This window comes from Agrococcus sp. TF02-05, assembly GCF_017565345.1.
GTDB lineage: Bacteria > Actinomycetota > Actinomycetes > Actinomycetales > Microbacteriaceae > Agrococcus > Agrococcus pavilionensis.
Genome location: NZ_JAGEKO010000001.1, coordinates 169,474 through 195,807, shown reverse-complemented (window position 1 = coordinate 195,807; position 26,334 = coordinate 169,474). Strand labels below are relative to the sequence as shown.

The 26,334-nt window shown below is 72.3% G+C and carries 26 protein-coding genes; 15 read left to right on the top strand and 11 right to left on the bottom strand.

What is annotated here, in order from left to right:
- Nucleotides 1-20: 20 nt before the first annotated feature.
- From gap to JQT67_RS01035, 5 genes are all read left to right on the top strand, one after another.
- Nucleotides 21-1,028: a type I glyceraldehyde-3-phosphate dehydrogenase gene (gene gap / locus JQT67_RS01055; RefSeq protein ID WP_208063131.1), complete on the top strand. Its 1,008-nt coding sequence runs from the start codon at nt 21-23 to the stop codon at nt 1,026-1,028.
- Complete coding sequence (pgk, locus tag JQT67_RS01050) at nt 1,028-2,239, top strand: phosphoglycerate kinase (RefSeq protein ID WP_208063130.1); 1,212 nt, start codon at nt 1,028-1,030, stop codon at nt 2,237-2,239. Before gap ends, pgk begins: the two co-directional genes overlap by 1 nt.
- Nucleotides 2,233-3,018, top strand: coding sequence for a triose-phosphate isomerase (gene tpiA, locus JQT67_RS01045; protein ID WP_208063129.1), 786 nt, complete (start codon nt 2,233-2,235; stop codon nt 3,016-3,018). Before pgk ends, tpiA begins: the two co-directional genes overlap by 7 nt.
- A gap of 104 nt (nt 3,019-3,122) precedes the next feature.
- The gene (gene secG / locus JQT67_RS01040; RefSeq protein ID WP_021009476.1) at nt 3,123-3,371 is read left to right on the top strand and encodes a preprotein translocase subunit SecG; all 249 of its coding nucleotides are present in this window, start codon (nt 3,123-3,125) and stop codon (nt 3,369-3,371) included.
- Nucleotides 3,371-3,727 (top strand): RNA polymerase-binding protein RbpA, encoded by a 357-nt coding sequence (locus JQT67_RS01035; protein ID WP_031223206.1) that lies wholly within the window; start codon nt 3,371-3,373, stop codon nt 3,725-3,727. The genes secG and JQT67_RS01035 overlap by 1 nt, the downstream gene beginning before the upstream one ends.
- Nucleotides 3,728-3,902: 175 nt before the next feature.
- Here the strand turns inward: JQT67_RS01035 and pgl are convergent, their stop codons facing one another.
- Genes pgl through tkt form a run of 6 tightly spaced genes read right to left on the bottom strand, consistent with a single transcriptional unit; the run spans nt 3,903 to nt 11,931 of the window.
- On the bottom strand, nt 3,903-4,598 hold the full coding sequence (pgl, locus tag JQT67_RS01030) for a 6-phosphogluconolactonase (protein ID WP_208063128.1): 696 nt from the start codon (nt 4,596-4,598) through the stop codon (nt 3,903-3,905).
- Complete coding sequence (locus JQT67_RS01025; protein ID WP_021009473.1) at nt 4,595-5,533, bottom strand: glucose-6-phosphate dehydrogenase assembly protein OpcA; 939 nt, start codon at nt 5,531-5,533, stop codon at nt 4,595-4,597. The genes pgl and JQT67_RS01025 overlap by 4 nt, the downstream gene beginning before the upstream one ends.
- Nucleotides 5,530-7,089 (bottom strand): glucose-6-phosphate dehydrogenase, encoded by a 1,560-nt coding sequence (zwf, locus tag JQT67_RS01020; RefSeq protein ID WP_021009472.1) that lies wholly within the window; start codon nt 7,087-7,089, stop codon nt 5,530-5,532. Before zwf ends, JQT67_RS01025 begins: the two co-directional genes overlap by 4 nt.
- Nucleotides 7,086-8,681 (bottom strand): glucose-6-phosphate isomerase, encoded by a 1,596-nt coding sequence (locus JQT67_RS01015; protein ID WP_208063127.1) that lies wholly within the window; start codon nt 8,679-8,681, stop codon nt 7,086-7,088. Before JQT67_RS01015 ends, zwf begins: the two co-directional genes overlap by 4 nt.
- Complete coding sequence (gene tal / locus JQT67_RS01010) at nt 8,678-9,793, bottom strand: transaldolase (RefSeq protein ID WP_208063126.1); 1,116 nt, start codon at nt 9,791-9,793, stop codon at nt 8,678-8,680. The genes JQT67_RS01015 and tal overlap by 4 nt, the downstream gene beginning before the upstream one ends.
- Before the next feature lie 23 nt (nt 9,794-9,816).
- Entirely contained in the window at nt 9,817-11,931 is a 2,115-nt protein-coding gene (tkt, locus tag JQT67_RS01005; RefSeq protein ID WP_208063125.1) for a transketolase, read from the bottom strand.
- Nucleotides 11,932-12,108: 177 nt separating this feature from the next.
- On the opposite strand from tkt, the gene JQT67_RS01000 reads away from it, so the two are divergent.
- Both JQT67_RS01000 and JQT67_RS00995 read left to right on the top strand, forming a co-directional pair.
- Nucleotides 12,109-13,053 (top strand): heme o synthase, encoded by a 945-nt coding sequence (locus JQT67_RS01000; protein WP_208063124.1) that lies wholly within the window; start codon nt 12,109-12,111, stop codon nt 13,051-13,053.
- Between the two features lie 60 nt (nt 13,054-13,113).
- A complete protein-coding gene (locus tag JQT67_RS00995) occupies nt 13,114-13,953 on the top strand; it encodes a hypothetical protein (RefSeq protein ID WP_208063123.1) in 840 nt (279 codons plus the stop codon).
- Nucleotides 13,954-13,956: 3 nt separating this feature from the next.
- Here JQT67_RS00995 and JQT67_RS00990 read toward each other — a convergent pair whose 3' ends face one another.
- Together JQT67_RS00990 and JQT67_RS00985 are read right to left on the bottom strand one after the other, a co-directional pair.
- Complete coding sequence (locus tag JQT67_RS00990) at nt 13,957-14,928, bottom strand: Ppx/GppA phosphatase family protein (protein ID WP_208063122.1); 972 nt, start codon at nt 14,926-14,928, stop codon at nt 13,957-13,959.
- Complete coding sequence (locus JQT67_RS00985; protein WP_021009465.1) at nt 14,925-15,815, bottom strand: heme A synthase; 891 nt, start codon at nt 15,813-15,815, stop codon at nt 14,925-14,927. Before JQT67_RS00985 ends, JQT67_RS00990 begins: the two co-directional genes overlap by 4 nt.
- 208 nt (nt 15,816-16,023) lie before the next feature.
- Between JQT67_RS00985 and sufB the strand changes: the two genes are divergently transcribed.
- Genes sufB through JQT67_RS00960 form a run of 5 tightly spaced genes read left to right on the top strand, consistent with a single transcriptional unit; the run spans nt 16,024 to nt 20,103 of the window.
- Complete coding sequence (gene sufB / locus JQT67_RS00980) at nt 16,024-17,442, top strand: Fe-S cluster assembly protein SufB (protein ID WP_021009464.1); 1,419 nt, start codon at nt 16,024-16,026, stop codon at nt 17,440-17,442.
- 1 nt (nt 17,443) lies between these two features.
- Nucleotides 17,444-18,658: a Fe-S cluster assembly protein SufD gene (sufD, locus tag JQT67_RS00975; protein WP_021009463.1), complete on the top strand. Its 1,215-nt coding sequence runs from the start codon at nt 17,444-17,446 to the stop codon at nt 18,656-18,658.
- The gene (locus tag JQT67_RS00970; protein WP_021009462.1) at nt 18,655-18,981 is read left to right on the top strand and encodes a non-heme iron oxygenase ferredoxin subunit; all 327 of its coding nucleotides are present in this window, start codon (nt 18,655-18,657) and stop codon (nt 18,979-18,981) included. The genes sufD and JQT67_RS00970 overlap by 4 nt, the downstream gene beginning before the upstream one ends.
- Nucleotides 18,982-19,012: 31 nt before the next feature.
- Entirely contained in the window at nt 19,013-19,771 is a 759-nt protein-coding gene (sufC, locus tag JQT67_RS00965) for a Fe-S cluster assembly ATPase SufC (protein ID WP_021009461.1), read from the top strand.
- Nucleotides 19,771-20,103 (top strand): metal-sulfur cluster assembly factor, encoded by a 333-nt coding sequence (locus JQT67_RS00960; RefSeq protein WP_021009460.1) that lies wholly within the window; start codon nt 19,771-19,773, stop codon nt 20,101-20,103. The genes sufC and JQT67_RS00960 overlap by 1 nt, the downstream gene beginning before the upstream one ends.
- Nucleotides 20,104-20,262: 159 nt before the next feature.
- On the opposite strand, the gene JQT67_RS00955 is transcribed toward JQT67_RS00960, so the two are convergent.
- Both JQT67_RS00955 and JQT67_RS00950 read right to left on the bottom strand, forming a co-directional pair.
- Nucleotides 20,263-20,619: a tryptophan synthase subunit alpha gene (locus tag JQT67_RS00955; RefSeq protein ID WP_208063121.1), complete on the bottom strand. Its 357-nt coding sequence runs from the start codon at nt 20,617-20,619 to the stop codon at nt 20,263-20,265.
- Nucleotides 20,616-22,412, bottom strand: coding sequence for a DEAD/DEAH box helicase (locus JQT67_RS00950; protein WP_208063120.1), 1,797 nt, complete (start codon nt 22,410-22,412; stop codon nt 20,616-20,618). The genes JQT67_RS00955 and JQT67_RS00950 overlap by 4 nt, the downstream gene beginning before the upstream one ends.
- A 51-nt stretch (nt 22,413-22,463) precedes the next feature.
- Between JQT67_RS00950 and pnuC the strand changes: the two genes are divergently transcribed.
- Complete coding sequence (pnuC, locus tag JQT67_RS00945; protein ID WP_208063119.1) at nt 22,464-23,162, top strand: nicotinamide riboside transporter PnuC; 699 nt, start codon at nt 22,464-22,466, stop codon at nt 23,160-23,162.
- A 30-nt stretch (nt 23,163-23,192) separates the two neighbouring features.
- Here pnuC and JQT67_RS00940 read toward each other — a convergent pair whose 3' ends face one another.
- Complete coding sequence (locus JQT67_RS00940) at nt 23,193-23,813, bottom strand: biotin transporter BioY (protein ID WP_208063118.1); 621 nt, start codon at nt 23,811-23,813, stop codon at nt 23,193-23,195.
- Between the two features lie 37 nt (nt 23,814-23,850).
- Here JQT67_RS00940 and JQT67_RS00935 point away from each other — a divergent pair, with 37 nt between their 5' ends.
- Nucleotides 23,851-24,606 (top strand): isocitrate lyase/phosphoenolpyruvate mutase family protein, encoded by a 756-nt coding sequence (locus JQT67_RS00935; protein WP_208063117.1) that lies wholly within the window; start codon nt 23,851-23,853, stop codon nt 24,604-24,606.
- 89 nt (nt 24,607-24,695) lie between these two features.
- Complete coding sequence (locus JQT67_RS00930; RefSeq protein ID WP_208063116.1) at nt 24,696-26,306, top strand: ABC-F family ATP-binding cassette domain-containing protein; 1,611 nt, start codon at nt 24,696-24,698, stop codon at nt 26,304-26,306.
- Nucleotides 26,307-26,334: the final 28 nt, after the last annotated feature.

Sequence of the window (26,334 nt, the reverse complement as noted above, 5' to 3'; positions counted from 1 at the left end):
ACAGGCAGGAACCCCAACCCATGACACTGAAGGTCGCCATCAACGGCTTCGGCCGGATCGGCCGCAACTTCGTCCGTGCAGCGCTTGCCCAGGGCGCTGACATCGACATCGTCGCGGTCAACGATCTCACCGACAACAAGACCCTCGCCCACCTCCTCAAGTACGACTCGGTCGCCGGACCGATCGACTCGACCGTCACCTTCGACGAGGGCACGATCACGGTCGGCGACGACCAGCTGCGCGTGCTCGAGGAGAAGGACCCGTCGAAGCTCCCGTGGGGCGAGCTCGACATCGACGTCGTCATCGAGTCGACCGGCCGCTTCACGAAGGTCGAGGACGCATCCGCCCACATCGCCGCCGGCGCGAAGAAGGTCATCCTCTCCGCGCCCGCGAAGGGCCCCGCCCCGACGTTCGTGATGGGCATCAACCACGAGGACTACAACCCCGAGACCGACCACGTCATCTCGAACGCCTCGTGCACGACGAACTGCCTGGCCCCGCTCGCGAAGGTCTTCCACGAGTCCTTCGGCATCGAGCGCGGGCTCATGACGACCGTGCACGCCTACACCGCCGACCAGAACCTGCAGGACGGGCCGCACAAGGACCTCCGCCGGGCGCGCGCGGCGGCGCTCTCGATCATCCCGACGAGCACGGGCGCGGCGAAGGCGATCGGCCTCGTCATCCCCGAGCTCAAGGGCATCCTCGACGGCTACGCGCTGCGCGTGCCGACGCCCACCGGCTCGATCACCGACCTCACGGTCACGACGCGCGACGGGCTCACGGTCGACGAGATCAACGCCGCCTACCGCGCGGCTGCCGAGTCGGGCCCGCTCAAGGGCTACCTGCAGTACACCGAGGACCCGATCGTGTCGGCCGACATCGTCGGCAACTCGTTCTCGTCGATCTTCGACTCCGGCCTCACACGCGTGATGGGCGACCAGGTCAAGATCTCCGCGTGGTACGACAACGAGTGGGGCTACTCCTGCCGCCTCGTCGACCTCGCCGAGCACGTGGGCTCGCAGCTCTGATGACCCTGCGCACGCTCGACTCGCTCGGCGACCTCGCCGGCAGGACCGTCCTCATCCGGTGCGACTTCAACGTGCCGCTCGCGGACGGCCGGATCGCCGACGAGGGCCGCATCGTCGCGTCGCTGCCCACCCTTCGCGCCCTGCTCGAGCAGGGCGCGAAGGTGGTGGCGATGTCGCACCTCGGCCGGCCGAAGGGCGAGCCCGACCCGCAGTACTCGCTCGCGCCCGTCGCGGACCGGCTCGGCGAGCTGCTCGACGCGGAGGTCGCCTTCGCCGCCGACACGGTGGGGGAGGACGCGCAGCGCGTGCGCATCGGGCTCGAGGACGGGCAGCTCGCGCTGCTCGAGAACCTGCGGTTCGACCCGCGCGAGACGAGCAAGGACGCGACCGAGCGGGCGACCTTCGCGGCGGAGCTCGCCGCGGGCGCCGACGCCTTCGTCTCGGACGGCTTCGGCGTCGTGCACCGCGAGCAGGCGAGCGTGTTCGAGGTGGCCCAGGCGCTCCCGAGCGCCGCGGGCCTGCTCGTGCAGCGCGAGCTCGAGGTGCTCTCGCGCCTCACCGAGTCGCCCGAGCGGCCGTACGCGGTCGTGCTCGGCGGCTCGAAGGTGAGCGACAAGCTCGGCGTCATCGAGCACCTGCTGCCGCGCGTCGACCGCCTGCTCATCGGCGGCGGCATGCTCTTCACCTTCCTCGCCGCGAAGGGGCTCGGCGTCGCGTCGAGCCTCCTCGAGGAGGACCAGGTCGAGCGCGTGCGCGGCTACATCGCCGACGCCGAGCAGCGGGGCGTCGAGCTGCTGCTGCCGACCGACGTGGTCGTCGCCGAGCGCTTCGCCGCCGACGCCGAGCACGAGACCGTCGCGGCCGACGCGATCGAGTCGTCGCGCTTCGGCGGCGCCGGCATCGGCCTCGACATCGGCCCCGAGACGGCGGCGGCGTTCGCCGAGGCCATCCGCGGCTCGCGCACCGTCTTCTGGAACGGGCCGATGGGCGTGTTCGAGATGGATGCGTTCGCGGCCGGCACGAAGGCGGTCGCGCAGGCGCTCACCGAGACCGACGGCCTCGCGGTCGTCGGCGGCGGCGACTCCGCCGCCGCCGTGCGGCAGCTCGGCTTCGACGACGACGCGTTCGGCCACATCTCCACCGGTGGCGGCGCGAGCCTCGAGTTCCTCGAGGGATCCCGACTGCCCGGACTGGAGGTCCTCGGATGGTGAACCGCACGCCGCTCATCGCGGGCAACTGGAAGCTGCACAACGATCACCTGCAGGCGATCGCGCTCGTGCAGAAGCTCGCGTGGACCCTGCAGGACGCGCGGCACGACCACGCGGCCGTCGAGGTCGCCGTCTTCCCGCCGTTCACCGACCTGCGCAGCGTGCAGACGCTCGTGTCGGCGGAGAAGTTCGAGCTGCGCTTCGGCGCCCAGGACGTCTCCGAGCACGACTCGGGCGCGCACACGGGCGAGGTCGCCGCATCCATGCTCGCGAAGCTCGAGTGCTCCTACGCCATCGTCGGGCACTCCGAGCGCCGGCAGGACCACGGCGAGAGCTCCGCGCTCGTGGGCCGCAAGGCCGCTGCGGCTGTGCGCCACGGCGTGACGCCGATCATCTGCGTCGGCGAGACCGAGGCCGACCTCGAGCAGCACGGCGCCTCGGCGGTGCCGGTCCAGCAGCTGCGCGAGGCGCTCGCCGAGCTGCCGGCCGCGGGCGAGATCGTCGTCGCGTACGAGCCGGTCTGGGCGATCGGCTCCGGCAAGGCGGCGACGGCCGAGCAGGCGCAGCAGGTCGCGCACGCGCTGCGGCAGGCGATCGCCGAGGTGCGAGGCGACGAGGCGGCCGCGAGCACGCGCATCCTCTACGGCGGCAGCGTGAAGTCGGGCAACATCGCCGGCTTCATGCGCGAGCCCGACGTCGACGGCGCGCTCGTGGGCGGCGCGAGCCTCGACGCGGCGGAGTTCGCGGCGATCGCGCGGTTCCAGCACCACGTCGGCACCTGACGCCGACGCGTCGGCTGACCGCCGCGGGAATCCCTGCGGTAGGATGCTCGTTGGACTTCTCGTGGGCGGGCGTCGCCCGAGCCACGAAACCGGAAAGAGGGCTAGTGGAGATTCTCCAGATCATCATGCAGGTGATCCTCGGCGTCACATCCGTGCTGCTGACGCTGTTCATCCTGCTGCACAAGGGCCGCGGCGGCGGCCTGTCCGACATGTTCGGGGGCGGCGTCGGCTCGTCGCTCGGCTCGTCGGGCGTGGCGGAGCGCAACCTCAACACCATCACCGTCGCCGTCAGCCTGACGTGGGTCGCATCCATCGTCGTGCTCGGCCTCATCACCAAGTTCGCGGGGATCTGATGGCTTCCGGAGGCAGTGCGATCCGCGGCTCGCGCGTCGGCGCGGGCCCCATGGGCGAGCAGGACCGGGGCTTCCACGCCGAGCGCGTGGCGGTCTCCTACTGGGACGCGATGGGCAACGAGACGGTGCGCTACTTCGCGGCCGACCTGCCCGAGGACGAGATCCCCGAGGTCATCGACTCGCCGTCGACGGGGCTCCCGGCAGGCCGCGACAAGGACAACCCGCCGCAGGTCGCCAAGAACGAGCCCTACAAGACGCACCTCGCGTACGTGAAGGAGCGCCGCACGCCCGAGGAGGCGGCGGAGCTGCTCGAGGAGGCGCTGCAGAAGCTGCGCTCCGCCGAGGGCCGCGGCTGACGCCCGAGCGCGCACAGCGATCCAGCGGCCGTCCTGCTCAGGCAGGGCGGCCGCTCTCGCGTCTCCGCGCCCGCCTGCGCCGAGTGGCGCCTCCCGCATCTGAGTGGCGCCTCCCGCATCTGAGTGGCGCCTCCCGCATGTGAGTGGCGCCCGCAGGCGCCACTCCGTGGCCGGGCTACGGCTGCGACGCCGCCTCGGCGTCGAGGTGCATGAGCGTCTCGAGCCGCCCCGCGACGCCCACCGCGGGCGCCTCGGGGAGGTCGGCACCGCCGAGCACGCGAGCCACGGCATCCGCCTTGTCCGCACCGGCGACGACGAGCCACACCCGGTCGGATGCGTTGATCGCGTCGAGCGTGAAGCTCAAGCGCTCGGGCGGGGGCTTGGGGGAGTCGCGCACCGCGATCACAGCCGACGCCGAGGCGTGCACCCCCGGCAGTCCGGGGAAGAGCGAGGCGACGTGCGCGTCGGGCCCCATGCCGAGCAGCGTGAGGTCGATCGGGCCGAGCTCGCGCAGCATCGCCGTCGCCGACTCGGCCGCTTCGTCGAGCGAGCGGCCGTCGGCCGCGGGCAGCTCGCGCACCTGACTGCCCGGGATCGCGATCCGGTCGATGAGCGCCGCGCGCGCCTGCGTCGCGTTGCGCTCGCTCGAGCCGGCCTCGACGAAGCGCTCGTCGCTCCACGTGAGCGTCACGCGCGCCCAGTCGACCGGTCGATCGGCGAGGGCCGCGAGCAGCTCCGTACCGACCGATCCGCCCGTGAGGGCGATCGTCGCGCGGCCCTGCCGCTCGACGAGCTCGGCGACGAGCGACTCGAGCGAGTCGGCGACGGCCGCGACGAGCCCTGCGCGGTCCTCGTGCACGACGGGCTTCATGCCGCCTCCTCGAGCGTCGACGCGAGCACCTGGCGGTACATGTCGTCGGGCGCGAGCTTGCGCAGCTCCTCCGCGAGCTGGTCCTCGAGCCCGCGCGTCGACAGCGCGACGTGGTGCTCGGGCTGCCCGGGCTGGCGCAGGATGCCGACGGAGTCGCGCACGCGCGTGAGCGACGACTCTCCGCTCGAGCGGTGCAGCTCGACGGCGTGCAGGCCGCTCGAGCCGGTCGGCGTATCGCCGGCCTCGACCTTCTCGATCGGCACCCGCAGCCGCAGCTGCAGCCACGCCGCCATGAGGTGCACGCTCGGGTTGCCGAGGTCGCCCGAGACCACCCCGCCGTGCACCGGCTCGAACGGGGGCTGGTCGAGGAGCGCCGCGAGGTGGGCGCGCCAGTTCGTCAGCCGGGTCCACGCGAGGTCGGTGTCGCCGGGCCGGTAGCAGCCCGCGAGCGTGAGGATCGCCGCGTGCGGGTCTGCCTGCTTGCCCGAATCGGTGATGCGGCGCTGCGAGATCTGCCCGAGCTGCGAGGCCGAGGGCGTCTCGGGCATGAAGCTCGGCCACCACGCGACGACGGGCGCGTCGGGCAGCAGCAGCCCCTGCACGATGCCGAGCAGGTGCGAGCCGAGCTCGCCGTAGCACTGCAGCAGCACGACCTCGCTCGCGCCCGCGTCGGCGCCGACGCGCAGCTCGGCGTCGAGCCGCGGCTCCTCGTCGGCGTTCACGTGGTCGGGGTTGCGCGACACGACGATGACGCGCATCGGGTGCTCGCGCGAGGCCTGGTTGGCGGCGCGGATCGCCTCCTCCTCGCCGCCGATCTGCGTGTGGATGACGAGCGTGAGCACGCGCCCGAGGGCGACGACGCCGCCCTCCTCGCGGATCTCGAGCATCCGCCGCTGCACCTCGGCGGTCGTCGTGCGGGAGAGTCGGATGATCACGGTCGCCTCCAGTGCCGTCCGTCGCGGGCGAGCAGCTCGTGCGCGCTCCGCGGTCCCCACGAGCCCGGCTCGTACTGGTCGACCGGGCCGCCCTGCGCCTCCCAGTGCTCCTCGATCGGGTCGAGGATCCTCCAGGAGAGCTCGACCTCCTCGTGCCGCGGGAAGAGCGGCGGGTCGCCGAGCAGCACGTCGAGGATGAGGCGCTCGTACGCCTCGGGGCTCTCCTCGGTGAAGGCGTGGCCGTAGCCGAAGTCCATCGTCACGTCGCGCACGTGCATCCCGGGCCCTGGCACCTTCGAGCCGAAGCGCATCGAGACGCCCTCGTCGGGCTGCACGCGGATGACGAGGGCGTTCTCGCTCATCGTGCGGATGTCCGACTCCTCGAAGAGGTACTGCGAAGCCCGCTTGAAGACGATCGCGATCTCGGTGACGCGGCGGCCGAGGCGCTTGCCGGCCCGGAGGTAGAACGGCACGCCCGACCAGCGGCGCGTGTCGACCTCGAGCTTGATCGCGGCGTAGGTCTCGGTCGCGGAGTCGGGCCGCATGCCGTCCTCCTCGAGGAAGCCCTTCACGAGCGTGCCGCCGTGCCAGCCGGCGTCGTACTGCCCGCGAGCGCTCGAGTGCTCGAGGGGGAGCGGCACCCGCGCCGCGCGCAGCACCTTCTCCTTCTCGACCCGCAGGTCGGCGGCGTCGAACGAGACCGGCTCCTCCATCGCGGTGAGCGCGAAGAGCTGCAGCAGGTGGTTCTGGATGACGTCGCGCGCCGCACCGATGCCGTCGTAGTAGCCGGCCCGGCCGCCGACGCCGATGTCCTCCGCCATCGTGATCTGCACGTGGTCGATGTGGTTGGCGTTCCAGATCGGCTCCCACAGCGCGTTCGCGAAGCGCAGCGCGAGGATGTTCTGCACCGTCTCCTTGCCGAGGTAGTGGTCGATGCGGAAGACGCTGTCGGCGGGGAACACCGACTCGACGACCTGGTTGAGCTCCCGCGCCGACGCGAGGTCGTGCCCGAACGGCTTCTCGATCACGACGCGCCGCCAACGGTCGCCCTCGGCCTCGGCGAGCCCGGAGCGCTTGAGCTGCTGCGTCACGAGCGGGAACGCGTTCGGCGGGATGGAGAGGTAGAAGGCGTGGTTGCCCATCGTGCCGCGCGTGCGGTCGAGCTCGGCGAGCACCTCGGCGAGCCGGTCGAACGCCGCGTCGTCGTCGAAGTCACCCTGCACGAAGCGGATGCCCTCGGCGAGCTGCCGCCACACCGACTCGCGGAAGGCGGTGCGGGCGTGCTGCTGCACCGACTCGCGCACCATGCGCGCGAAGCCCTCGTCGTCCCAGTCGCGACGGCCGAAGCCCACGAGGCCGAATCCCGGCGGCAGCAGGCCGCGGTTCGCGAGGTCGTAGACCGCCGGCAGCAGCTTCTTCCGCGCGAGGTCGCCCGTGACGCCGAAGAACGTCATGGCGTTCGGACCGGGGATGCGCGTGAGGCGCTGGTCGGACGGGTCGCGCAGCGGGTTCCGGCCCGCCGCGATCGTGACGGCGTCGGCCGTCGCGACGGTCATCGGCGAGCGGCGGCGAGGAGCCGGTCGAGCCCCTCGTCGAGGTCGTCGAGCGTGAGGGTCAGCACGGGCCGGCCGTGCTCGGCGAGCACGCTCGCGTCGCCCGAGGCCTGCGCCTGCAGCAGCTGCCCGAAGGTGAACGGGCGGCCGGGGATCTCGAGGTCCTCGTGCGGCTGCCCGAGCAGCTGCAGGAACACCCCGTTGGGCGTGCCGCCCTTGTGGTACTGCCCGGTCGAGTGCAGGAAGCGCGGGCCCCAGCCGAACGTCACCGGCCGGCCCGTGCGCGCCGCGAACGCCGCGCGCAGGCGCTCGAAGCGCGGCTGCCCGATGCGGTCGAGGTAGGCGTGGATCGCGAGGTAGCCCTCGCCCGTGAGCTGGGCGAGCAGGGCGTCGACGGATGCCTCGACCGAGTCGTGCACGACGCCGACGGTGCCGCGCAGCTCGATCCCCGCGTCGACGTGCTCGGCCGCCGCCGGTGGCTCGAGCGCGTCGAGCAGGCCGCGCGCGGCGACCTTCGCCGACTCGACGTCGGGCTGGTCGAACGGGTTGATGCCGAGCAGCCTGCCCGCGACCGCGGTCGCGAACTCCCAGACGAGCAGCTGCGCGCCGAGCGTGCCGGCCACCTCGATCTCGCCCGGCTCGACGTGCTGCGCCTCGCGCGCGGAGCCGACGAGGCGCACGACCTGCACGTCGGCGAGGCCCGCGGAGAGCTCGGGCGCGTCCTTCTCGAGCACGACCGGCAGGATGCCGACGCCGTCCTTGCCCGTCGACTCGGCGATGAGCTGCTCGGCCCAGTCGCCGAGCCCGACGATGTGGGTGCCGTCGGCGACGATCGCGAGCTTGTCGCGCAGCGGTCGCGTGCCGGCGATCGCCGCGGCGAGGCGGAGTCCCGGGTTGTCGTCGGCGTCTTCGCTGATCTCGGGCAGCGCCGCGATCGCCTCGTCGAGCAGCGAGCGCACGTCGACGCCCGCGAGGCCCGAGGGCACGATGCCGAAGGCGGTGAGCGCCGAGTAGCGCCCGCCGACGTTCGGGTCGGCGTTGAACACGCGGTAGCCGGCGCGACGCGCGTCCTGGTCGAGCGGCGAGCCCGGGTCGGTCACGACGATGATCCGCTCGACGGGATCGATCCCCGCGTCGCGGTAGGCCTGCTCGAACGCGCGCCGCTGGCTGTCGGTCTCGAGCGTCGAGCCCGACTTCGACGAGACGACGAGCGCCGTGCGCGCGAGGCCGTCGCGCAGCGCGCGCCGCACCTGGCCCGGCTCGGTCGAGTCGAGCACCGTGAGGTGCACGCCAGCGGTGCGGGTGATGACCTCGGGCGCGAGCGACGAGCCGCCCATGCCGGCGAGCGCGATGCGGTCGACGCCGCGCTGCCGCAGCTGCTTGCGCAGCGCCTCGATGTCGTCGACGAGGCCGGCGCTCGACGCCGCGGCGTCGACCCAGCCGAGCCGCACGGAGGCCTCGGCCTCGGCGGCCTCGCCCCACAGCGTCGCGTCGCCCGAGACGAGCCGGCCCGCGACGCCGTCGACGACGAGCTGCGGCACGACCCGCTCGATCGCCTCCTGCGCCGCGCCGGACGCCGTGATGATGAAGGTCACGCTCCCGCTCCCGCCTGCTCGAGGTGGCCGCGCACGGTCTCGACGAGCTCGGCCCACGACGCGTCGAACTTCTCGAGGCCCTCGGTCTCGAGCAGCTCGACGACCTCGGTGTAGGAGACGCCGAGGCGCTCGAGCGCGTCGAGCACCGCATCCGCCTCGTCCCCGCGGCCCGAGACCCGGTCGCCCTCGATGCGCCCGTGGTCGGCGACCGCCTCGAGCGTCTTCTCCGGCATCGTGTTGACGGTGTGCGGCGCGACGAGCTCGGTGACGTAGAGCGTGTCGGGGAGCGACGGGTCCTTGACGCCCGTGGACGCCCACAGCGGCCGCTGCGTGTTCGCGCCGGCCTCGAGCAGCGCCTTCGCGCGCTCCGAGTCGAACGACTCCTGCCACACGCGGTAGGCGAGGTGCGCGTTCGCGAGCCCGGCCTTGCCCTTGAGCGCGCGCGCCTCCTCGGTGCCGATCGCGTCGAGCCGCTTGTCGATCTCGCTGTCGACGCGCGAGACGAAGAACGACGCGACGGAGTGGATCTTCGACAGGTCGAGCCCCGCCTGCTGCGCGCGCTCGAGGCCCGTCAGGTAGGCGTTGATGACGTCGCGGTAGCGCTCGAGCGAGAAGATGAGCGTGACGTTGACGCTGATGCCCGCCGCGATCGTCGCCGCGATCGCCTCGAGGCCCTGCTGCGTCGCGGGGATCTTGATGAGCACGTTCTCGCGGTCGACGAGGCGGTGCAGCTCGGCGGCCTGCGCGACGGTGGCCTCGGTGTCGCGCGCGTGGCCCGGGTCGACCTCGATCGACACGCGCCCGTCGAAGCCGTCGGTGGATGCGTAGAGGTCGGCGAAGAGGTCGCACGCGTCGGCGACGTCGCGCGTCGTGAGCGCCGTGATGACCTCGTCGACGCTCGCGCCGTCGGCCGCGAGCTCGTGGATCGCCGCCTCGTACGACTCGCCCTTCGCGATCGCGTTCGCGAAGATCGTCGGGTTGGTCGTGACGCCGACGACGTCGCGCTCGGTGATGAGCGTTGCGAGGGTGCCGCTGTCGATGCGCTCCCGGGAGAGGTCGTCGAGCCAGATGCTGACGCCCGCCTCGGAGAGCGCCCGGGTGTTCTCGTTCATGTCCTTGCCTCCTGCCGGCCCGCTCAGCGGGCCGCTTCGATGGATGCGCGAGCGGCCTCGACCACGGCCTCCGCCGTGATCCCGAACTCGCGGAACAGGGTCTTCCAGTCGGCGCTCGCGCCGAAGTGGTCGATCGCGACCGAGCGGCCGGCGTCGCCGACGATCGGGTGCCACGACAGCGGCGAGCCGGCCTCCACCGAGACGCGCGCGCGCACCGCGGCGGGCAGCACCGACTCGCGGTACTCGGCGGGCTGCTCGGCGAACCACTCGAGCGAGGGCGCCGCGACGACGCGCGCGGCGACGCCGTCGGCCTGCAGCTGCTCGCGCGCCTGGAGCGCGAGCTGCACCTCGGAGCCCGTCGCGATGAGGATGACGTCGGGGGAGCCGCCCGCCGCCTCCACGAGCACGTACGCGCCCTTCGCGACGTTCGAGGCGTGCGCGAGCACCTCCTCGGTCGCGTCGCCGTCGCCGCGCTCGAGCACGGGGATGTTCTGGCGCGTGAGGGCAATGCCGACCGGCTGGTCGCGCCGCTCGAGGATCGTCTTCCACGCCCACGCCGTCTCGTTCGCGTCGGAGGGGCGCACGATCTCGAAGCCCGGGATCGCGCGGAGCGTCGCGAGCTGCTCGATCGGCTGGTGGGTCGGTCCGTCCTCGCCGAGCGCGACGGAGTCGTGCGTCCAGACGTGGATGGGGTGCACGCCCATGAGCGCGGCGAGCCGCAGCGCGGGGCGCTGGTAGTCGCTGAAGATCAGGAACGTGCCGCCGTACGCGCGCGTCGGGCCGTGGAGCGCGATCCCGTTGAGGATCGCCGCCATCGCGTGCTCGCGGATGCCGAAGTGCATCGTGCGGCCGCGCGGCGAGGCCTCGGGCCACGACGTCGTCGACCGCTCGGCGGGCGCGAACGAGCCCTTGCCCTCGAGCGTCGTGTTGTTCGACTCCGCGAGGTCGGCGGAGCCGCCCCACAGCTCGGGCAGCACGTCGGCGAGCGCGTTGATCACCTTGCCCGACGCGGCGCGGGTCGAGACCTCGGTGCCCGCCTCGAACGTCGGGAGCGCATCCTCGACGCCCTCCGGGAGCGTGCCGGCGAGGAGCCGGTCGAGCAGCGCCTTGCGCTCGGGGTTGGCGCTCGCCCACAGGTCGAAGCGGCGCTGCCACGCGTCGCGCGCGTGCTCGGCGCGCTGCGCCGCGTGCTGGCGCGTGTACTCGAGCACCTCGTCGTCGACGTGGAAGGAGCGCTCGGGGTCGAAGCCGAGCACCTCCTTGACCGCGGCGATCTCCTCCGCGCCGAGCTTTGCGCCGTGCGCCTTGCCCGTGCCCTGCTTCGTCGGCGCGGGCCAGCCGATGATCGTCTTGAGGATGATGAGCGAGGGCTTCGCGGTCTCGGCCTTCGCCTCCTCGAGCGCGGCGTGCAGCGCCTCGACGTCCTCGACGTACTCCTCCGCGATCGGCGCGTCGCCCTGCCGCCAGGCGACCTCGAGCACCTGCCAGCCGTAGGCCTCGTAGCGGGCCCGCACGTCCTCGCTGAAGGCGATGTCGACGTCGTCCTCGATCGAGATCGCGTTCGAGTCGTAGATCGCGATGAGGCGCCCGAGCTGCTGGTGGCCCGCGAGCGAGCCCGCCTCGCTCGTCACGCCCTCCTGCAGGTCGCCGTCGCCGGCGATGACGTAGGTGTAGTGGTCGAAGGGGCTCTCGCCTTCGGGCGTCTCGGGGTCGAGCAGCTCGCGCTCGAAGCGCTGCGCGTAGGCGAAGCCGACCGCCGAGGCGAGGCCCTGGCCGAGCGGGCCGGTCGTGATCTCGACGCCCTTCGTGTGCCGGTACTCCGGGTGCCCGGGCGTGAGCGAGCCCCACGTGCGGAGCGCCTCGAGGTCGCTCTTCTCGAGCCCCGAGCCCGTGAGGTAGAGCTGCACGTACTGCGTGAGGGAGGAGTGGCCCACCGAGAGGATGAAGCGGTCGCGACCGAGCCAGCGGTCGTCGGCCGGGTCCCGCTCCATGACGTGCTGGTAGAGCAGGTGCGCGACCGGCGCGAGGCTCATCGCGGTGCCGGGGTGGCCGTTGCCGACCTTCTCGACGGCGTCGGCCGCCAGCAGGCGGGCGGTGTCGACGGCGCGCTGGTCGTCAGTGGTCCATTCGAATGCCAAAGCGGCTCCTTCTTCCGGCGGCGCGGAGCCGCGGCGATGCGGGCGGTGGGCGTCCTCCTCAGCATAGTGAGCGGGCGCATGCGCGTCCCGGGCGATCCCCCGAGGTGACGCCGCGAGTCAGATAGGATGGCGGTTGGCCATCGCCCGCTCCCGATCACTCGAACAGGACCCCGCTGCATGTCGAACGCGACCTCGTCAGGCGTCTCGGCCCCCGCGGCGCCGGAGGCTCCCGGACGGGCGACCCTGCGGGTCAAGGCGGGCGCCTACGTCGCGCTGACGAAGCCGCGCGTCATCGAGCTGCTGCTCGTGACGGCGCTGCCGACGATGTTCCTCGCCGCGGGCGGCGTGCCGCCGCTCGGCGCCCTCGTCGCGACGCTCGTCGGCGGCTTCCTGAGCGCGGGCAGCGCCAACGCGTTCAACATGATCCTCGATCGCGACATCGACCGCGTCATGCACCGCACGCAGCACCGCCCGCTCGTCACCGGCACGCTCTCGGTGCGCGAAGCGCGCGTCTTCGCGTGGACGCTCGCGGTCGTCTCGACGCTCGTGCTCGGCCTCTTCGCGACCTGGCTCGCCGCCGCGCTCTCGGTCGCCGCGATCGGCTTCTACGTGCTGATCTACACGATGCTGCTCAAGCGCCGGACCGAGCAGAACATCGTCTGGGGCGGCATCGCCGGCTGCTTCCCGGTCGTGATCGGCTGGGCCGGCGTGACGGGCTCGCTCGACTGGCCGGCGTGGATCCTGTTCACGCTCGTCTTCCTCTGGACGCCCGCGCACTACTGGCCGCTGTCGATGAAGTACCGCGACGACTACGAGGCGGCCGACGTGCCGATGCTCGCGGTCGTGCGCGGCCGGCCGATGGTCGGCATCCAGGTCATCCTCTACGCGTGGGCGTCGCTCGCGTGCACACTCCTGCTCATCCCGGTGGGTGGGATGGGCTGGCTCTACACGGGCGTCGCGGTCGTCGCGGGTGCGTGGTTCGTGGGGGAGTCGCACGGCCTCTACCAGCGCGCGATCAAGGGCGAGCGGGAGCTGCGCGCCATGCGCGTCTTCCACGCATCCAACACCTACCTGACGCTCATCTTCCTCGCGGTCGGCGTCGACCCGCTGCTGCCCTTCTGACCCGAGCGCCTCGCGGCGCAGTAGGTTCTGCTCAGTCCCGCCGAGCCGAGCTGAGGTCGCATGCTGCTGATCGTCGTGTGCGGCGCCCTGCTCGCCGCAGGCGCCGCGATCGCCGCCGCGTGGAGCGGCGAGCCGCTCGTCGAGCCTGCGCCGCCGCGCCGCGACGCCGAGCGCCCGCGGCGAGCGGCGCTGGCGCACTACGCCCGGTGGGCGGCGATCCTCACGCTCGCGGGTGTCGCGACCGGGGTGCTCGTGCTCGGCGCGGGCGGCCGGCTCGCGATGCGGCTGCTCGCGGCGACGTCGCCGGATGCGGTGGGCCGGTTCACCGAGGGGCAGGCGAGGGTGGGCGACATCACGCTCGAGGGCACCCTCGCGTACGCGACGTTCGGCGCGCTGCCGATCGCGCTCGTCTCCGCCGCCCTCTACCTGCTCGCGGCGCCGTGGCTCCTGCGCGGCCGGCTCGCCGGCCCCGCGTTCGGCCTCGTGCTGCTCGTCGTCGGCTCGCCGTTCGTCGACCCGCTCCGCGCCGACAACCTCGACTTCGACCTGCTCGGCCCCGGTTGGCTCTCGGTCGCGGTGTTCGCGCTCCTCGCGCTGCTGCACGGCACGGCGCTCGCCGCGATCGCGGGGCGGGCGAGCCGAGCGCTCGCCTCGAGCGCTGCGAGCGGCCGCCGTGGCACCGTCCTCGCGCTCGGCGCGGCGGCCGTGCTGCTCCCGCTCGGCGTCGTGCTCGCGCTCGGGGCGCTCGTCGTCGCGGCGCTGCCGCGAGCCCTGCCCGCGCTCCTCGCCGCGCGGCGCTCGAGGCGGGGCGTGCTCATCGGCCGCGTGCTGCTCGGCGCGGCGACGATCGCGGCGGCGCCGGCCTTCATCGGCGCCGTCGTCTCGATCGCGACCCGCTGAGGATCAGACGCGGTCGAGCATCTGCAGCAGGCGACCCTCGCGCAGCGCCCATGGGCTCACGTCGAGCTCCTTGACCCGGAAGGCGCGCATCGCCTCCGAGAGCACGATGCCGCCCGCGACGATCTGGAAGGTGCGGTCGCTCGTGATGCCCGGCAGCGCCGTGCGCGACGCGGCGTCCATGCGCGCGATGCGCGGCACCCAGTCGTCGAGCTGCCGGCGCGTCAGCACCGCCCGGTCGCCGTCGCCGATGCCGGGGAGCGCGTTGCCCGCGAGCCGGGCGAGCGAGCGGATCGTCTTCGACGAGCCGATGACGTGATCGGGGCGGCCGAACGGCTGCACCTGCGCGACGGCGTCGTCGAGCACGGCCTTCGCGTACATGCGCAGCGCCCGCTGGTCGGCGAGCGACGGCGGGTCGGAGCGGAAGAAGCCGACCGTCGACCGGCCCGCGCCGAGCGGCACCGAGAGCGCGATCGCGGGCTCCTCGTCGTCGCCCATCGCGATCTCGAGCGAGCCGCCGCCGATGTCGAGCAGCAGGATGCGGCCGGCCGCCCAGCCGAACCAGCGGCGCACCGCGAGGAACGTGAGCCGCGCCTCATCCGGGCCGGAGAGGATGTCGAGCCGCACCTCGGCCTCGCGCTCGATGCGCGCGACGACCTCCTCGCCGTTCGCCGCTTCGCGCAGCGCGCTCGTCGCCATCACCACGAAGTCGTCGAGCAGCTCGCTGCGGGCGATCGCGACGCACTCGCGGATCGCGGCGAGCAGCGCGGCGACGCCCTCGTCGGTGATCGCGCCGTCCTCGTCGAGGTAGCGCATGAGCCGGAGCGTCAGCCGGTGCGAGCGCGTCGGCACGGGCCGGCCGCCGAGGCGCATGTCGACGAGCAGCAGGTGCACGGTGTTCGAGCCGATGTCGAGCACCCCGAGCCTCGCGCCGTGCGCGACCTCGCCGAGCGCCCCGTCGACCGGCCGGTCGGTCATGCGCGCACGGCCGCGGTCGCGTCCTCGCGCGCCGCCCGCGCGTCGGTCGGCTGCGGCGGCCGCAGCGAGAGCACGACCGCGGCGCCGATCGCGGCGGAGACGACGGAGAGGACCATGTGGATGCCGACGAGCATGATCGGCAGGCCGAGCCGCGACTGGACGATGCCGACCACGACCTGCACGAGGATGACGCCGAGCAGGGCGAGCGACCAGCGCAGGTGCAGCCGCGGCCCGCGCCGCCACGCGACGGCGACGACCGCGACGGTGAGGGCGAGCAGCGCGTAGCCCGGCCACGCGTGCACGTGCTGCATCACCGCGGGATCGAGGCCGTTCCGAGCGGCGCCGCCGTCGCCCGCGTGCGGGCCGGAGCCGGTCGTGAGCACCCCCACGACGACGACCACGACGAGCGCGAGCGTCATCGCGTGCACGAGCGCCGACTGCCAGCGGGGCGCGACGCGCGGGCCCGACGGGCCGACGACGACCTTCCAGACCAGCACCGCCGAGAGGGCGACGAGGATGACCGAGAGGAAGAAGTGCACGCCGACCGTGTCGGGCCGCAGCTCCATCCACACCACGACGGCGCCGATGAGCGCTTGCGCGATGCTGAGGCCGAGCACGAGCCCGGCGAGCCAGGCGATCGTGCGGCCGGCCCGGCGCCGGATCGCCATCACGAGCATGACGACGGCGATCGCGACGACGACCGCGCCCCAGACCCGGTTCGTGAACTCGATGACCCCGTGGATGCCCTGCTCGGGCACGGGCACGAACGACTCCGGTTCGCAGTTGGGCCAGGTCGTGCATCCGAGCCCCGATCCCGTCAGGCGCACGGCACCGCCCGTGCCGACGATGACGATCTGCGAGACCAGGGTGGCCCAGGCCGCGGCCATCAGGCCGCGTGAGCGCTCCAGCACAGTGCACCTCTCATGCCGTTCGCGGTAGGATCGTGGGGAGCCCATCGGCTCCGAACCCCTGCGCCGGTCTTCGGCGAGGCGTGTGCGACGGCCCTTCAAGTATGGCCGACCGCGGCGGTTCGCGAGTCGCGCGGAATGCCGAGGAGCACCGCTGGGTTGCAATCCGTGGATGGAAGGGGGAGCGATGTCCGATGTCCTGATCGACCGGCCCGAGCTCGAGAGCCTGGGTCAGTACGAGTTCGGCTGGCACGACTCCGACGAGGCTGGAGCCACGGCGAAGCGTGGTCTGAACGAGCAAGTCGTGCGCGAGATCTCCGCGCTCAAGAACGAGTCCGAGTGGATGCTCGAGCGCCGGCTCAAGGGCCTGCAGCTCTTCGAGCGCAAGCCGATGCCGACGTGGGGTGCCGACATCTCGGGCATCGACTTCGACAACATCAAGTACTTCGTGCGCTCGACCGAGCGCCAGGCGCAGACGTGGGAGGACCTCCCCGAGGAGATCCGCAACACCTACGACCGGCTCGGCATCCCCGAGGCCGAGCGCGCGCGGCTCGTCGCCGGCGTCGCGGCGCAGTACGAGTCGGAGGTCGTCTACCACCAGATCCAGGAGGACCTGGAGCGGCAGGGCGTCATCTTCATGGACACCGACACGGCGCTCAAGGAGCACCCGGAGTTCTTCGAGGAGTACTTCGGCACCGTGATCCCGACGGGCGACAACAAGTTCGCCGCGCTCAACACCGCGGTGTGGTCGGGCGGCTCGTTCGTCTACGTCCCGAAGGGCGTGCACGTCGAGATCCCGCTGCAGGCCTACTTCCGCATCAACACGGAGAACATGGGCCAGTTCGAGCGCACGCTCATCATCGCCGACGAGGGCTCGTACGTGCACTACATCGAGGGCTGCACGGCGCCGATCTACTCGAGCGACTCGCTGCACTCGGCGGTCGTCGAGATCATCGTGAAGAAGAACGCCCGCGTGCGCTACACGACGATCCAGAACTGGTCGAACAACGTCTACAACCTCGTGACGAAGCGCGCCATCGCTGAGGAGGGCGCGACGATGGAGTGGATCGACGGCAACATCGGCTCCAAGGTGACGATGAAGTACCCCTCGATCTACCTCGTGGGGGAGCGCGCGAAGGGCGAGACCCTCTCGGTCGCGTTCGCCGGCCCCGGCCAGCACCAGGACGCGGGCGCGAAGATGATCCACATGGCGCCGTACACGACGTCGTCGATCGTCTCGAAGTCGATCGCTCGAGGCGGCGGCCGCTCCGGCTACCGCGGCGAGGTGCGGGTCGACGCGAACGCCCACCACTCCGCGAACAGCGTCGTGTGCGACGCCCTGCTCGTCGACACGATCTCCCGCTCCGACACCTACCCGGCCATCGACATCCGCGTCGACGACGTCGTGCTCGGACACGAGGCGACGGTGTCGAAGGTGAGCGAGGAGCAGCTGTTCTACCTGATGTCGCGCGGCCTCGAGGAGACCGAGGCGATGGCGATGATCGTGCGCGGCTTCATCGAGCCCATCTCGCGCGAGCTGCCGATGGAGTACGCGCTCGAGCTCAACAAGCTCATCGAGATGAGCATGGAAGGATCCGTCGGCTGACATGACCGCGACCGAGACCACCCCCGCACACCTCGCGACGGAGGACCGCTTCGTCCCGATCCAGACCCGCTCGGAGCGGCCGACGTCGTTCGACCCGGCCGACTTCGGCACGCCGACCGGCCGCGAGGTCAACTGGCGCCTCTCCGACCTGAAGCGGCTCGCGCCGCTGCTCGTCGACGAGGAGACCGAGACCGGTGCCGAGCCCGCGATCGAGTACGGCCTCGCCGAGCTCGAGGCGGCCGGCCTGCTCGTCGAGTCGACGGGCCACGACGCCGCCCCGCGCGGCGAGGTCTTCCGGCCCGAGGACGTCGTGAGCGCGATCGCGTGGAAGCGCTGCCAGAACGCCCTGCACATCCGCCTCCCCGAGGGGCAGGTGCAGGAGCAGCCCGTCATCGCACGCCTCCACGGCACGGGCGCCGACCGCCACGGGAACGCGCACATCGTCGTCGAGGCGATGCCCGGCTCGGTGGGCACGATCGTGCTGCACCACTCGGGCTCGGCGCGCTACGCGCAGAACCTCGAGATCATCGTGCGCGAGGGCGCGCGGCTGACGCTCGTCTCGGTGCAGGACTGGCAGGACGACGCGGTGCACGCCTCGGCCCACCAGGCGGTCGTCGGCGACGGCGCCTACCTCAAGCACATGGTCGTCTCCTTCGGCGGCGGTGTCGTGCGGGTCAACCCGTCGATGCGCCTCGCGGGCCACCGCGCCGAGGGCGAGATGTTCGGCCTGTCGTTCTCCGACAGCGGCCAGCACATCGAGAGCCAGGTCTTCATGTTCCACGAGGGGGTCGAGACCCGCGGCGACGTGCTCTACAAGGGCGCGCTGCAGGGCGAGGGCGCTCGCTCGGTGTGGATCGGCGACGTGCTCATCGGGCAGGACGCGACCGGCACCGACAGCTACGAGAAGAACCAGAACCTCGTGCTGACCGACGGCGCGCGCGCCGACAGCATCCCGAACCTCGAGATCAAGACCGGCGACATCGCCGGTGCCGGCCACGCCTCGGCGACCGGTCGCTTCGACGACGAGCAGCTGTTCTACCTGCAGTCGCGCGGCATCGAGGAGGAGGAGGCCCGCCGCCTCGTCGTGATCGGCTTCCTCATGGAGATCGTGCAGAAGATCGGCGTGCCCGAGATCGAGGAGCGGCTCGCCGAGGCGATCGAGGAGGAGCTGCGTCGCGGCGCCGGCCTCGCTCCCGCCTCGAAGGCGGGAGCATGACCGCCCAGCGGGCATGCGGCGTCGGCGACGTCGCCGTGAGCTCGGCCGTGCGTGTCGAGCTCGACGGCGTCGCGATCGCGATCGTGAAGGACTCCGCCGGCGACATCCACGCGATCGGCGACACCTGCACGCACGGCGAGATCTCGCTCTCCGAGGGCTTCGTCGAGGACGACGCCATCGAATGCTGGGCGCACGGCTCGCAGTTCGAGCTGCGCACCGGCAAGCCGAAGAACCTGCCCGCCTATGAGCCGGTGCCGGTCTTCCCCGTGACCATCGACGGCGACGACGTGCTCGTCGACGTCCAGAATCCCGTGAAGCTGTAGCGCGGCGGCAGCCGCGAAGGAAGGAAGCGCGATGAGCGTCCTGGACATCAAGGACCTGCGTGTCTCGATCGAGACCGAGCAGGGCAGCAAGGAGATCCTCCGCGGGGTCGATCTCACCATCAACTCCGACGAGATCCACGCGATCATGGGGCCGAACGGCTCCGGCAAGTCGACCCTCGCGTACACGCTCGCGGGCCACCCCCGCTACACCGTCGACGGCGGCTCCATCACGCTCGACGGCGAGGACGTGCTCGAGATGAGCGTCGACGAGCGCGCTCGCGCGGGCCTGTTCCTCGCGATGCAGTACCCGGTCGAGATCCCCGGCGTGACCGTCTCGAACTTCCTCCGCACCGCGAAGACCGCCATCTCCGGCGAGGCCCCGCGCGTGCGCGAGTGGATCGGCGACGTGCGCGGCGCCATGGAGAAGCTGCGCATGGACCCGTCGTTCGGCGAGCGCAACGTCAACGAGGGCTTCTCGGGCGGCGAGAAGAAGCGCCACGAGATCCTCCAGATGGAGCTCCTCCGCCCGCGCTTCGCCGTGCTCGACGAGACCGACTCGGGCCTCGACGTCGACGCGCTGCGCATCGTCTCCGAGGGCGTCAACCGCATCAAGGGCGAGACGGGCCTCGGCGTGCTCCTCATCACGCACTACACGCGCATCCTCCGCTACATCCAGCCGGACCACGTGCACGTGTTCGTGAACGGCCGGATCGCCGAGCAGGGCGGCCGCGAGCTCGCCGACCGGCTCGAGGAGGAGGGCTACGACCGCTACCTCAAGGCTGGCGTCTGATGGCACTCGTCGAGATCGACGCGGCGAAGTTCGACGCGGTCACCGACGCGCTCAAGGACGTCGTCGACCCCGAGCTCGACGTCAACATCGTCGACCTGGGCCTCGTCTACGACCTCGCGTGGGACGACGAGCAGGACGCGCTCGTCATCTCGATGACCCTCACGTCGGCGGGCTGCCCGCTCACCGACGTCATCGAGTCGGAGATCGCCGAGAAGCTCGACGGCATCGTCGAGCAGTTCCGCATCAACTGGGTGTGGATGCCGCCGTGGGGCCCGGAGCGCATCACGGAGGACGGCCGCGAGATGATGAGGGCGCTGGGCTTCACCATCTGACCTCCGGTCAGCCGCACCACGAAGGGGACGACCACGACGGTCGTCCCCTTCGTCGCGCTCCGGGCAGTTGAGCGGTCTTCAACCGGATAGCCGGTAGGGCGAGCCGATATGTGTCGCGCCCGAGCGGCTATCCGGTTGAAGATTCCTCCGGAGGGGCGGTCAGGCGGCGTCGCGCCGCACGCGCGGAGTCCACGCCCGCTCCGGCTCGGCCGGCTCGAGCATCGACCAGACCGTCGGCGCGAGCTGCGGGTAGTCGTCGACGATGCGCCGGAGCACTCGGTCGCTCACCTCGTGATCGGGGCGCACAGCGTGCGGCGGGAGGATCCGCTCAGAACGCAGGAGCAGCACGACGATCTCGTCGACGCTCGGCAGCTGCGACATGAACTCCCACGGGTCCTCACCGGCGCGCAAGCGCTCCTCTACGAGCACCGAGCGCTCGTCCGCAGCCTCGGCGCGCAGCACCTCGAGGCTCGCCCGCCTGCGGGGCGAGGGGTCGGCGGTGGCCTCTCCGGTCACCGATCCCGCCCGTGGCGCGGCTTGCGCGGCGTCCGCTCGTCGCGCTCCCGGCGGGGCGCCCGATCGTCGCGGTCGCGACGCGGACCGCGCTCGTCGCGCTCGCGGCGGCCGGTGTCGACGCGGATGTCGATCGGCACGCCGAGGATGCGCGTCTGCGAGAGCCGCTCGAGCTGGCCGGGGGAGAGCTCCGGCAGCTCGACGAGCGTGAAGTCGTAGCGGATCGTGATGCGCCCGAAGTCGTCGCGGCCGAGGCCGCCCTCGTTCGCGAGCGCGCCGACGATCTGCCGCGGCTCCACGCCGCGCTTGCTCCCGACGGCGAGCCGGTAGGTCGTCGCGTCGGACGGGCCGCGGCGGGAGCCGCGCTCGGGACGGTCCCCACCCGCGTCGCGATCGCGGGCGCGGGCGCGCTCCTTGGGTGCCTGGAGCGCGCGGTCCGCCTCCACGTCGAGCAGCAGCGGCGTCTCGCCCTGCGCGACGACGGCGAGCGCGGCGGCGACGTCCTCCTGCTGCGCGTCGTGGTGCGCGACGTAGTGGGCGATGATCTCGCGGAAGCGCTCGATGCGCTCCGTCTCGCCGAGGGCGGCGGTGATGGCGTCGTCGAAGCGCGTGAGGCGCGTGGCGTTCACCTCGCCCGCGCTCGGCATCGGCATGATCTCGACCGTGCCGCGCGTCGCCTTCTCGATCGCGCTCAGCATCCGCCGCTCGCGCGGCGTGACGAAGCTGATCGCGTCGCCCGTGCGCCCCGCGCGGCCGGTGCGGCCGATGCGGTGCACGTACGACTCGGTGTCGATCGGCAGGTCGTAGTTGATGACGTGGCTGATGCGCTCGACGTCGAGGCCGCGCGCGGCGACGTCGGTGGCGACGAGCACGTCGAGGTCGCCCGAGCGGAGCTGCTCGATCGTCTTCTCGCGCTGCGGCTGGGCCACGTCGCCCGAGATGGCGGTCGCCGCGTAGCCGCGCGCGCGCAGTCGCTCCGCGACCGTCTCGGTCTCGTTGCGCGTGCGCGTGAAGACGATCGCCGCCTCGAACGGCTCGACCTCGAGCACGCGCGTGAGCGCCTCGAGCTTCTGCTGGTATGAGACCATGAGGGCTCGCTGGGTGATGCTGGGGGCCGTCGTCGTGCTCGCGCGCACCGTGATCTCGGCGGGCTCGCGCAGGTGCTGCTGCGAGATCGCCCGGATCTGCCGCGGCATCGTCGCCGAGAAGAGCGCGACCTGCTTCTCGGCGGGCGTCTGCTGGAGGATCTCGTCCACGTCCTCGGCGAAGCCCATCCGGAGCATCTCGTCGGCCTCGTCGAGCACGACGTGGGTGAGGCCCGAGAGGTCGAGGGTGCCCTTCGCGAGGTGATCCATGATGCGGCCCGGGGTGCCGACGACCACGTGCACGCCGCGGCGGAGCGCGGAGAGCTGGACGCCGTAGCCCTGGCCGCCGTAGATCGGCAGCACGTGCACGCCGCCGAGATGCGCCGCGTAGCGCTCGAACGCCTCGCACACCTGCACCGCGAGCTCGCGCGTCGGGGTGAGCACGAGCGCCTGCGGCTCGCGCCGCGCGACGTCGATCGCCGAGAGCACCGGCAGCGCGAACGCGGCCGTCTTGCCCGTGCCCGTCTGGGCGAGGCCGATGATGTCGCGGCCCTCGAGCAGGAGCGGGATCGTCTCGGCCTGGATCGCGGAGGGCGTCTCGTAGCCGACGTCGTCGAGGGCGCGCAGGATCTCGGGCGGCAGGCCCAGTGCGGCGAAGGTCGCGCGATCGCCCTCGTCGTCGGTGGCGGGCGCGGTCTGCGTGTCGGTCATGCCTCCAACGCTACGCGCTGCGCGAGCCTCGCGCGGACCTACGCTGGTGGGATGGACCTCGACTGGCTCGCCGCGATCTACGGCGCGACCATCCCCGTCGGCGGAGGGCAGGAGCTGCTGCTGCGCGAGGTCGTGGGCAACGCCTTCGGGCTCGCGAGCGCGGTGGGCGGCATGCTGCGGCGCGTCTGGGCATGGCCCGTGGGCATCGTCGGCAACGTGCTGCTGCTCACGGTCTTCCTCGGCGCGATCCTCGACCCGGCCCACACCCTGCCCACGCTGCTCGGCCAAGCCGGCCGGCAGGTGATGTTCATCGCGGTCGCGGTCTACGGCTGGGTGCGCTGGCGGCAGGCGCGCGCCGCCGACGGGCAGATCGTGCCGCGCTGGGCCACGTGGCGGCAGCGCACGGGACTCGCCGCCGTGCTCGTCGTCGGCACGGTCGCCCTCACGCCACTCTTCGCGGCGCTCGGCTCCTACGAGCCCGTGTGGGCCGACGCCTGGACCTTCGTCGGCTCGCTGCTCGCGACCTACGGGATGGCGCGCGGCTGGACGGAGTTCTGGCTCATCTGGGTGCTCGTCGACCTCGTCGGCGTGCCGCTGCTGCTCTCTGCCGGCTACTGGGCGACCGCGGCGATGTACGCCTTCTACGGCGGGTTCACCGTGTGGGGCTTCGTCGTGTGGGCGCGGGCGCGCCGGAAGCCCTCGGTCGAGGTGCTGCTGCCGGATCCGCGGGTCGAGCGCGCCGACCGCTGACGCCGCGGCCTCGACCCGAGGCGGGCGCCCTCAGTCGCTCGAGCGGTCGACGCGGCGCGCGCCGGCCCACGCGGCGGGCATGATCGCCGCGGCGAGCGCCCACTTCACGAGGCCGCCCACGATGAACGGCACGAAGCCGAGCTGCAGCGCGCCGGCGATCCCGACGGGCGTGCCCATCGCGGCGAGCACCGCGGCCATGTAGGGGATGCCGAAGGCGAAGGGGATGAGGCTCGCGAGGCCGAAGAGCGCGATCGCGAGCAGCGGGCGGCGGTCCCAGCGGCGCTCGGCGAGCCAGCCGACGACCGCGGCGGTCGCGATGAAGCCGATCACGAAGCCGAAGCTCGGCTTGCCGACCGCGAGCAGGCCGCCCGTGAAGCCCGCGAAGATCGGTGCGCCGGCGACGCCGAGCGCGAGGTAGCCGACCATCGCGGCGACGCCCCGGCGGAAGCCGAGCGACGCGGCGACGAGCATGACGCCGAGCGTCTGCCCCGTGACGGGCACGGGCCACATCGGGATCTCGACCTGCGCGAGCGCCGCGACGAGCGTGATGCCGGCGGCGACGAGCAGGACGTCCTTGATGAGCGAGCGGTGCCCGACGAGCGCGTCGGCGAGCACGGTGCGGCGGGGGAGCGGGAGCGCGACAGCGGTCATGGAGCCACTGTAGGGCCACTGCTCGTAGGATCCCGGCATGAGCGATCTCGCCGGCAAGGCCACCGCCCTCCTGACCATGCACGACGACTTCGTCGTGCTCCCGACCGCATGGGACGCGTGGTCGGCCCGCACCCTTGTCGACGCCGGTTTCGAGGCGCTCACGATCGGCAGCCACCCGCTCGCCGAGTCGCGCGGGCAGGGCGACAACGAGGGCATGAGCCTCGACGACGCGCTCGAGGGGATCGCGCGCATCACCGCATCCGTCGACGTGCCCGTGAGCGCCGACATGGAGTCGGGCTACGGCGCGGCGCCCGCCGAGCTCATCGAGCGGCTGCTCGAGGCCGGCGCGGTCGGCCTCAACGTCGAGGACACCGTGCACGCCGAGGGCCGCATGCGCGAGCCGCAAGAGCACGCCGACTACATCGCGGGCCTCCGCGCTGCCGCTGACGCGGCGGGCGTCGAGGTCGTCATCAACGCGCGCACGGATGCGTTCGCTCGCCCCCACCTGCACGGTCGCGACCCGCTCGAGGAGGCGATCGCGCGCTGCGAGCTCATGGAGCAGGCCGGCGCGCGCAGCCTCTACCCGGTCGTGCCGCCGAGCAGGGCGGCGATCGGCGCGATCCTCGAGCGCGTCTCGCTGCCCGTCAACGTGACCGCGCACCCCGTGCGCGGATCGATCTTCGGCGACCTCGCGGCGACGCGCGAGGGCGGCGCGCGCCGCGTGAGCTTCGGCCCGCTGCTGCAGGCGGCGCTCACCGACCTCATCGGGGAGCTCGCGCGCCCCTGGCGCTGAGGCGGGCCACCGGCCGCTGGTAGGCTGGTGGGCTGGTCCGCTCGCCGGGCCGACCACCATTCCCCCCATCCAGAGAGGCTCCCGCGCGCATGATCGCCGTGTCAGGCTTCGAGCTCTCGGTGGGCCCGCGCACCCTCATGAGCGACGTCTCGTTCCGCATCGACGCGGGCGACAAGATCGGCCTCGTGGGCCGCAACGGCGCCGGCAAGACCACCATGACGAAGGTGCTCGCGGGCGTGAGCGACGACCGCGACGGCCACACCTTCTCGGGCCGCATCGAGCGCTCGGGCGAGATCGGCTACCTGCCGCAGGACCCGCGCTCGGGCGACCCGAAGCAGACCGCGCGCCGACGCATCCTCGACGCCCGCGGCCTCGGCGAGCTCGTCGAGGGCATGCGCGTCGCGACCGAGCAGATGGGCGAGGGCGGCGCGGTCGCCGACGAGGCGATGCGCCGCTACGGCCGCCTCGAGGACCGCTTCCTCGCGCTCGGCGGCTACGCGGCCGAAGCCGAGGGCGCCGCGATCGCCTCGAACCTGCAGCTGCCCGACCGCATCCTCGACCAGCCGCTCGAGACGCTCTCGGGCGGCCAGCGCCGCCGCATCGAGCTCGCGCGCATCCTCTTCTCGGGCGCCGACACGATGCTGCTCGACGAGCCCACGAACCACCTCGACGCCGACTCGGTCGTATGGCTCCGCGAGTTCCTCAAGGGCTACTCGGGCGGCCTCATGGTCATCAGCCACGACGTCGAGCTCGTCGAGGAGACCGTCAACCGCGTCTTCTACCTCGACGCGAACCGCCAGGTCATCGACATCTACAACATGTCGTGGAAGCTCTACCTGCGCCAGCGCGAAGCCGACGCCGAGCGCCGCAAGCGCGAGCGAGCGAACGTCGAGAAGCAGGCGAGCCAGCTCGAGCTGCAGGCGGCGAAGATGGGCGCGAAGGCGACGAAGGCCGTCGCGGCCAAGCAGATGGCGCGGCGGGCCGAGCGGATGCGCTCCGGGCTCGAGGAGGAGCGCGCGGTCGACAAGGTGGCGAAGCTGCGCTTCCCGAAGCCGGCCCCGGTGGGGAAGACGCCCATCATGGCGCGCGACCTGTCGAAGTCGTACGGCTCGCTCGAGATCTTCACCGCCGTCGACCTCGCCGTAGACCGCGGCTCGCGGGTTGTCATCCTCGGCCTCAACGGCGCGGGCAAGACGACGCTGCTGCGGATCCTGGCGGGCGTCTCCGAGAGCGACACGGGCGAGATCGAGCGCGGCCACGGCCTGCGCGTCGGCTACTACGCACAGGAGCACGAGACGCTCGACGTCGAGCGCTCCGTGCTGCAGAACATGCTCTCGGCGTCGCCCGACATCACCTCGACCGAGGCGCGCCGCGTGCTCGGCTCGTTCCTGTTCACGGGCGACGACGCCGACAAGCCCGCTCGCGTGCTCTCGGGCGGAGAGAAGACCCGCCTGTCGCTCGCGATGCTCGTGGTCTCGAGCGCCAACCTGCTGCTGCTCGACGAGCCGACGAACAACCTCGACCCCGCGAGCCGCGAGGAGATCCTCGGCGCGCTCAGCGCCTACGAGGGCGCCGTCATCCTCGTGAGCCACGACGAGGGAGCGGTCGAGGCGCTCGACCCCGAGCGAGTGCTCATCATGCCCGACGGCACGGAGGACCTCTGGAGCCCCGAGTACCTCGACCTCATCGGCCTGGCCTAGCCTGACGGCAGGTCGCGAGGGAGGTCCG

Excerpts from the sequence above, each read along its gene's own strand:
- JQT67_RS00940 (WP_208063118.1), bottom strand. The coding sequence starts at position 23,813 with ATGACCGCTGTCGCGCTCCCGCTCCCCCGCCGCACCGTGCTCGCCGAC.
- JQT67_RS00990 (WP_208063122.1), bottom strand. The coding sequence starts at position 14,928 with ATGACCGACCGGCCGGTCGACGGGGCGCTCGGCGAGGTCGCGCACGGC.
- pgl (WP_208063128.1), bottom strand. The coding sequence starts at position 4,598 with ATGAAGCCCGTCGTGCACGAGGACCGCGCAGGGCTCGTCGCGGCCGTC.
- sufD (WP_021009463.1), top strand. The coding sequence starts at position 17,444 with ATGACCGCGACCGAGACCACCCCCGCACACCTCGCGACGGAGGACCGC.
- tal (WP_208063126.1), bottom strand. The coding sequence starts at position 9,793 with ATGAACGAGAACACCCGGGCGCTCTCCGAGGCGGGCGTCAGCATCTGG.
- JQT67_RS00970 (WP_021009462.1), top strand. The coding sequence starts at position 18,655 with ATGACCGCCCAGCGGGCATGCGGCGTCGGCGACGTCGCCGTGAGCTCG.
- JQT67_RS00935 (WP_208063117.1), top strand. The coding sequence starts at position 23,851 with ATGAGCGATCTCGCCGGCAAGGCCACCGCCCTCCTGACCATGCACGAC.
- JQT67_RS01000 (WP_208063124.1), top strand. The coding sequence starts at position 12,109 with ATGTCGAACGCGACCTCGTCAGGCGTCTCGGCCCCCGCGGCGCCGGAG.
- JQT67_RS00960 (WP_021009460.1), top strand. The coding sequence starts at position 19,771 with ATGGCACTCGTCGAGATCGACGCGGCGAAGTTCGACGCGGTCACCGAC.
- pgk (WP_208063130.1), top strand. The coding sequence starts at position 1,028 with ATGACCCTGCGCACGCTCGACTCGCTCGGCGACCTCGCCGGCAGGACC.
- JQT67_RS00930 (WP_208063116.1), top strand. The coding sequence starts at position 24,696 with ATGATCGCCGTGTCAGGCTTCGAGCTCTCGGTGGGCCCGCGCACCCTC.
- sufC (WP_021009461.1), top strand. The coding sequence starts at position 19,013 with ATGAGCGTCCTGGACATCAAGGACCTGCGTGTCTCGATCGAGACCGAG.
- JQT67_RS00985 (WP_021009465.1), bottom strand. The coding sequence starts at position 15,815 with ATGGCCGCGGCCTGGGCCACCCTGGTCTCGCAGATCGTCATCGTCGGC.
- JQT67_RS00995 (WP_208063123.1), top strand. The coding sequence starts at position 13,114 with ATGCTGCTGATCGTCGTGTGCGGCGCCCTGCTCGCCGCAGGCGCCGCG.
- sufB (WP_021009464.1), top strand. The coding sequence starts at position 16,024 with ATGTCCGATGTCCTGATCGACCGGCCCGAGCTCGAGAGCCTGGGTCAG.
- pnuC (WP_208063119.1), top strand. The coding sequence starts at position 22,464 with ATGGACCTCGACTGGCTCGCCGCGATCTACGGCGCGACCATCCCCGTC.
- zwf (WP_021009472.1), bottom strand. The coding sequence starts at position 7,089 with ATGACCGTCGCGACGGCCGACGCCGTCACGATCGCGGCGGGCCGGAAC.
- JQT67_RS01035 (WP_031223206.1), top strand. The coding sequence starts at position 3,371 with ATGGCTTCCGGAGGCAGTGCGATCCGCGGCTCGCGCGTCGGCGCGGGC.
- tpiA (WP_208063129.1), top strand. The coding sequence starts at position 2,233 with ATGGTGAACCGCACGCCGCTCATCGCGGGCAACTGGAAGCTGCACAAC.
- JQT67_RS00950 (WP_208063120.1), bottom strand. The coding sequence starts at position 22,412 with ATGACCGACACGCAGACCGCGCCCGCCACCGACGACGAGGGCGATCGC.
- gap (WP_208063131.1), top strand. The coding sequence starts at position 21 with ATGACACTGAAGGTCGCCATCAACGGCTTCGGCCGGATCGGCCGCAAC.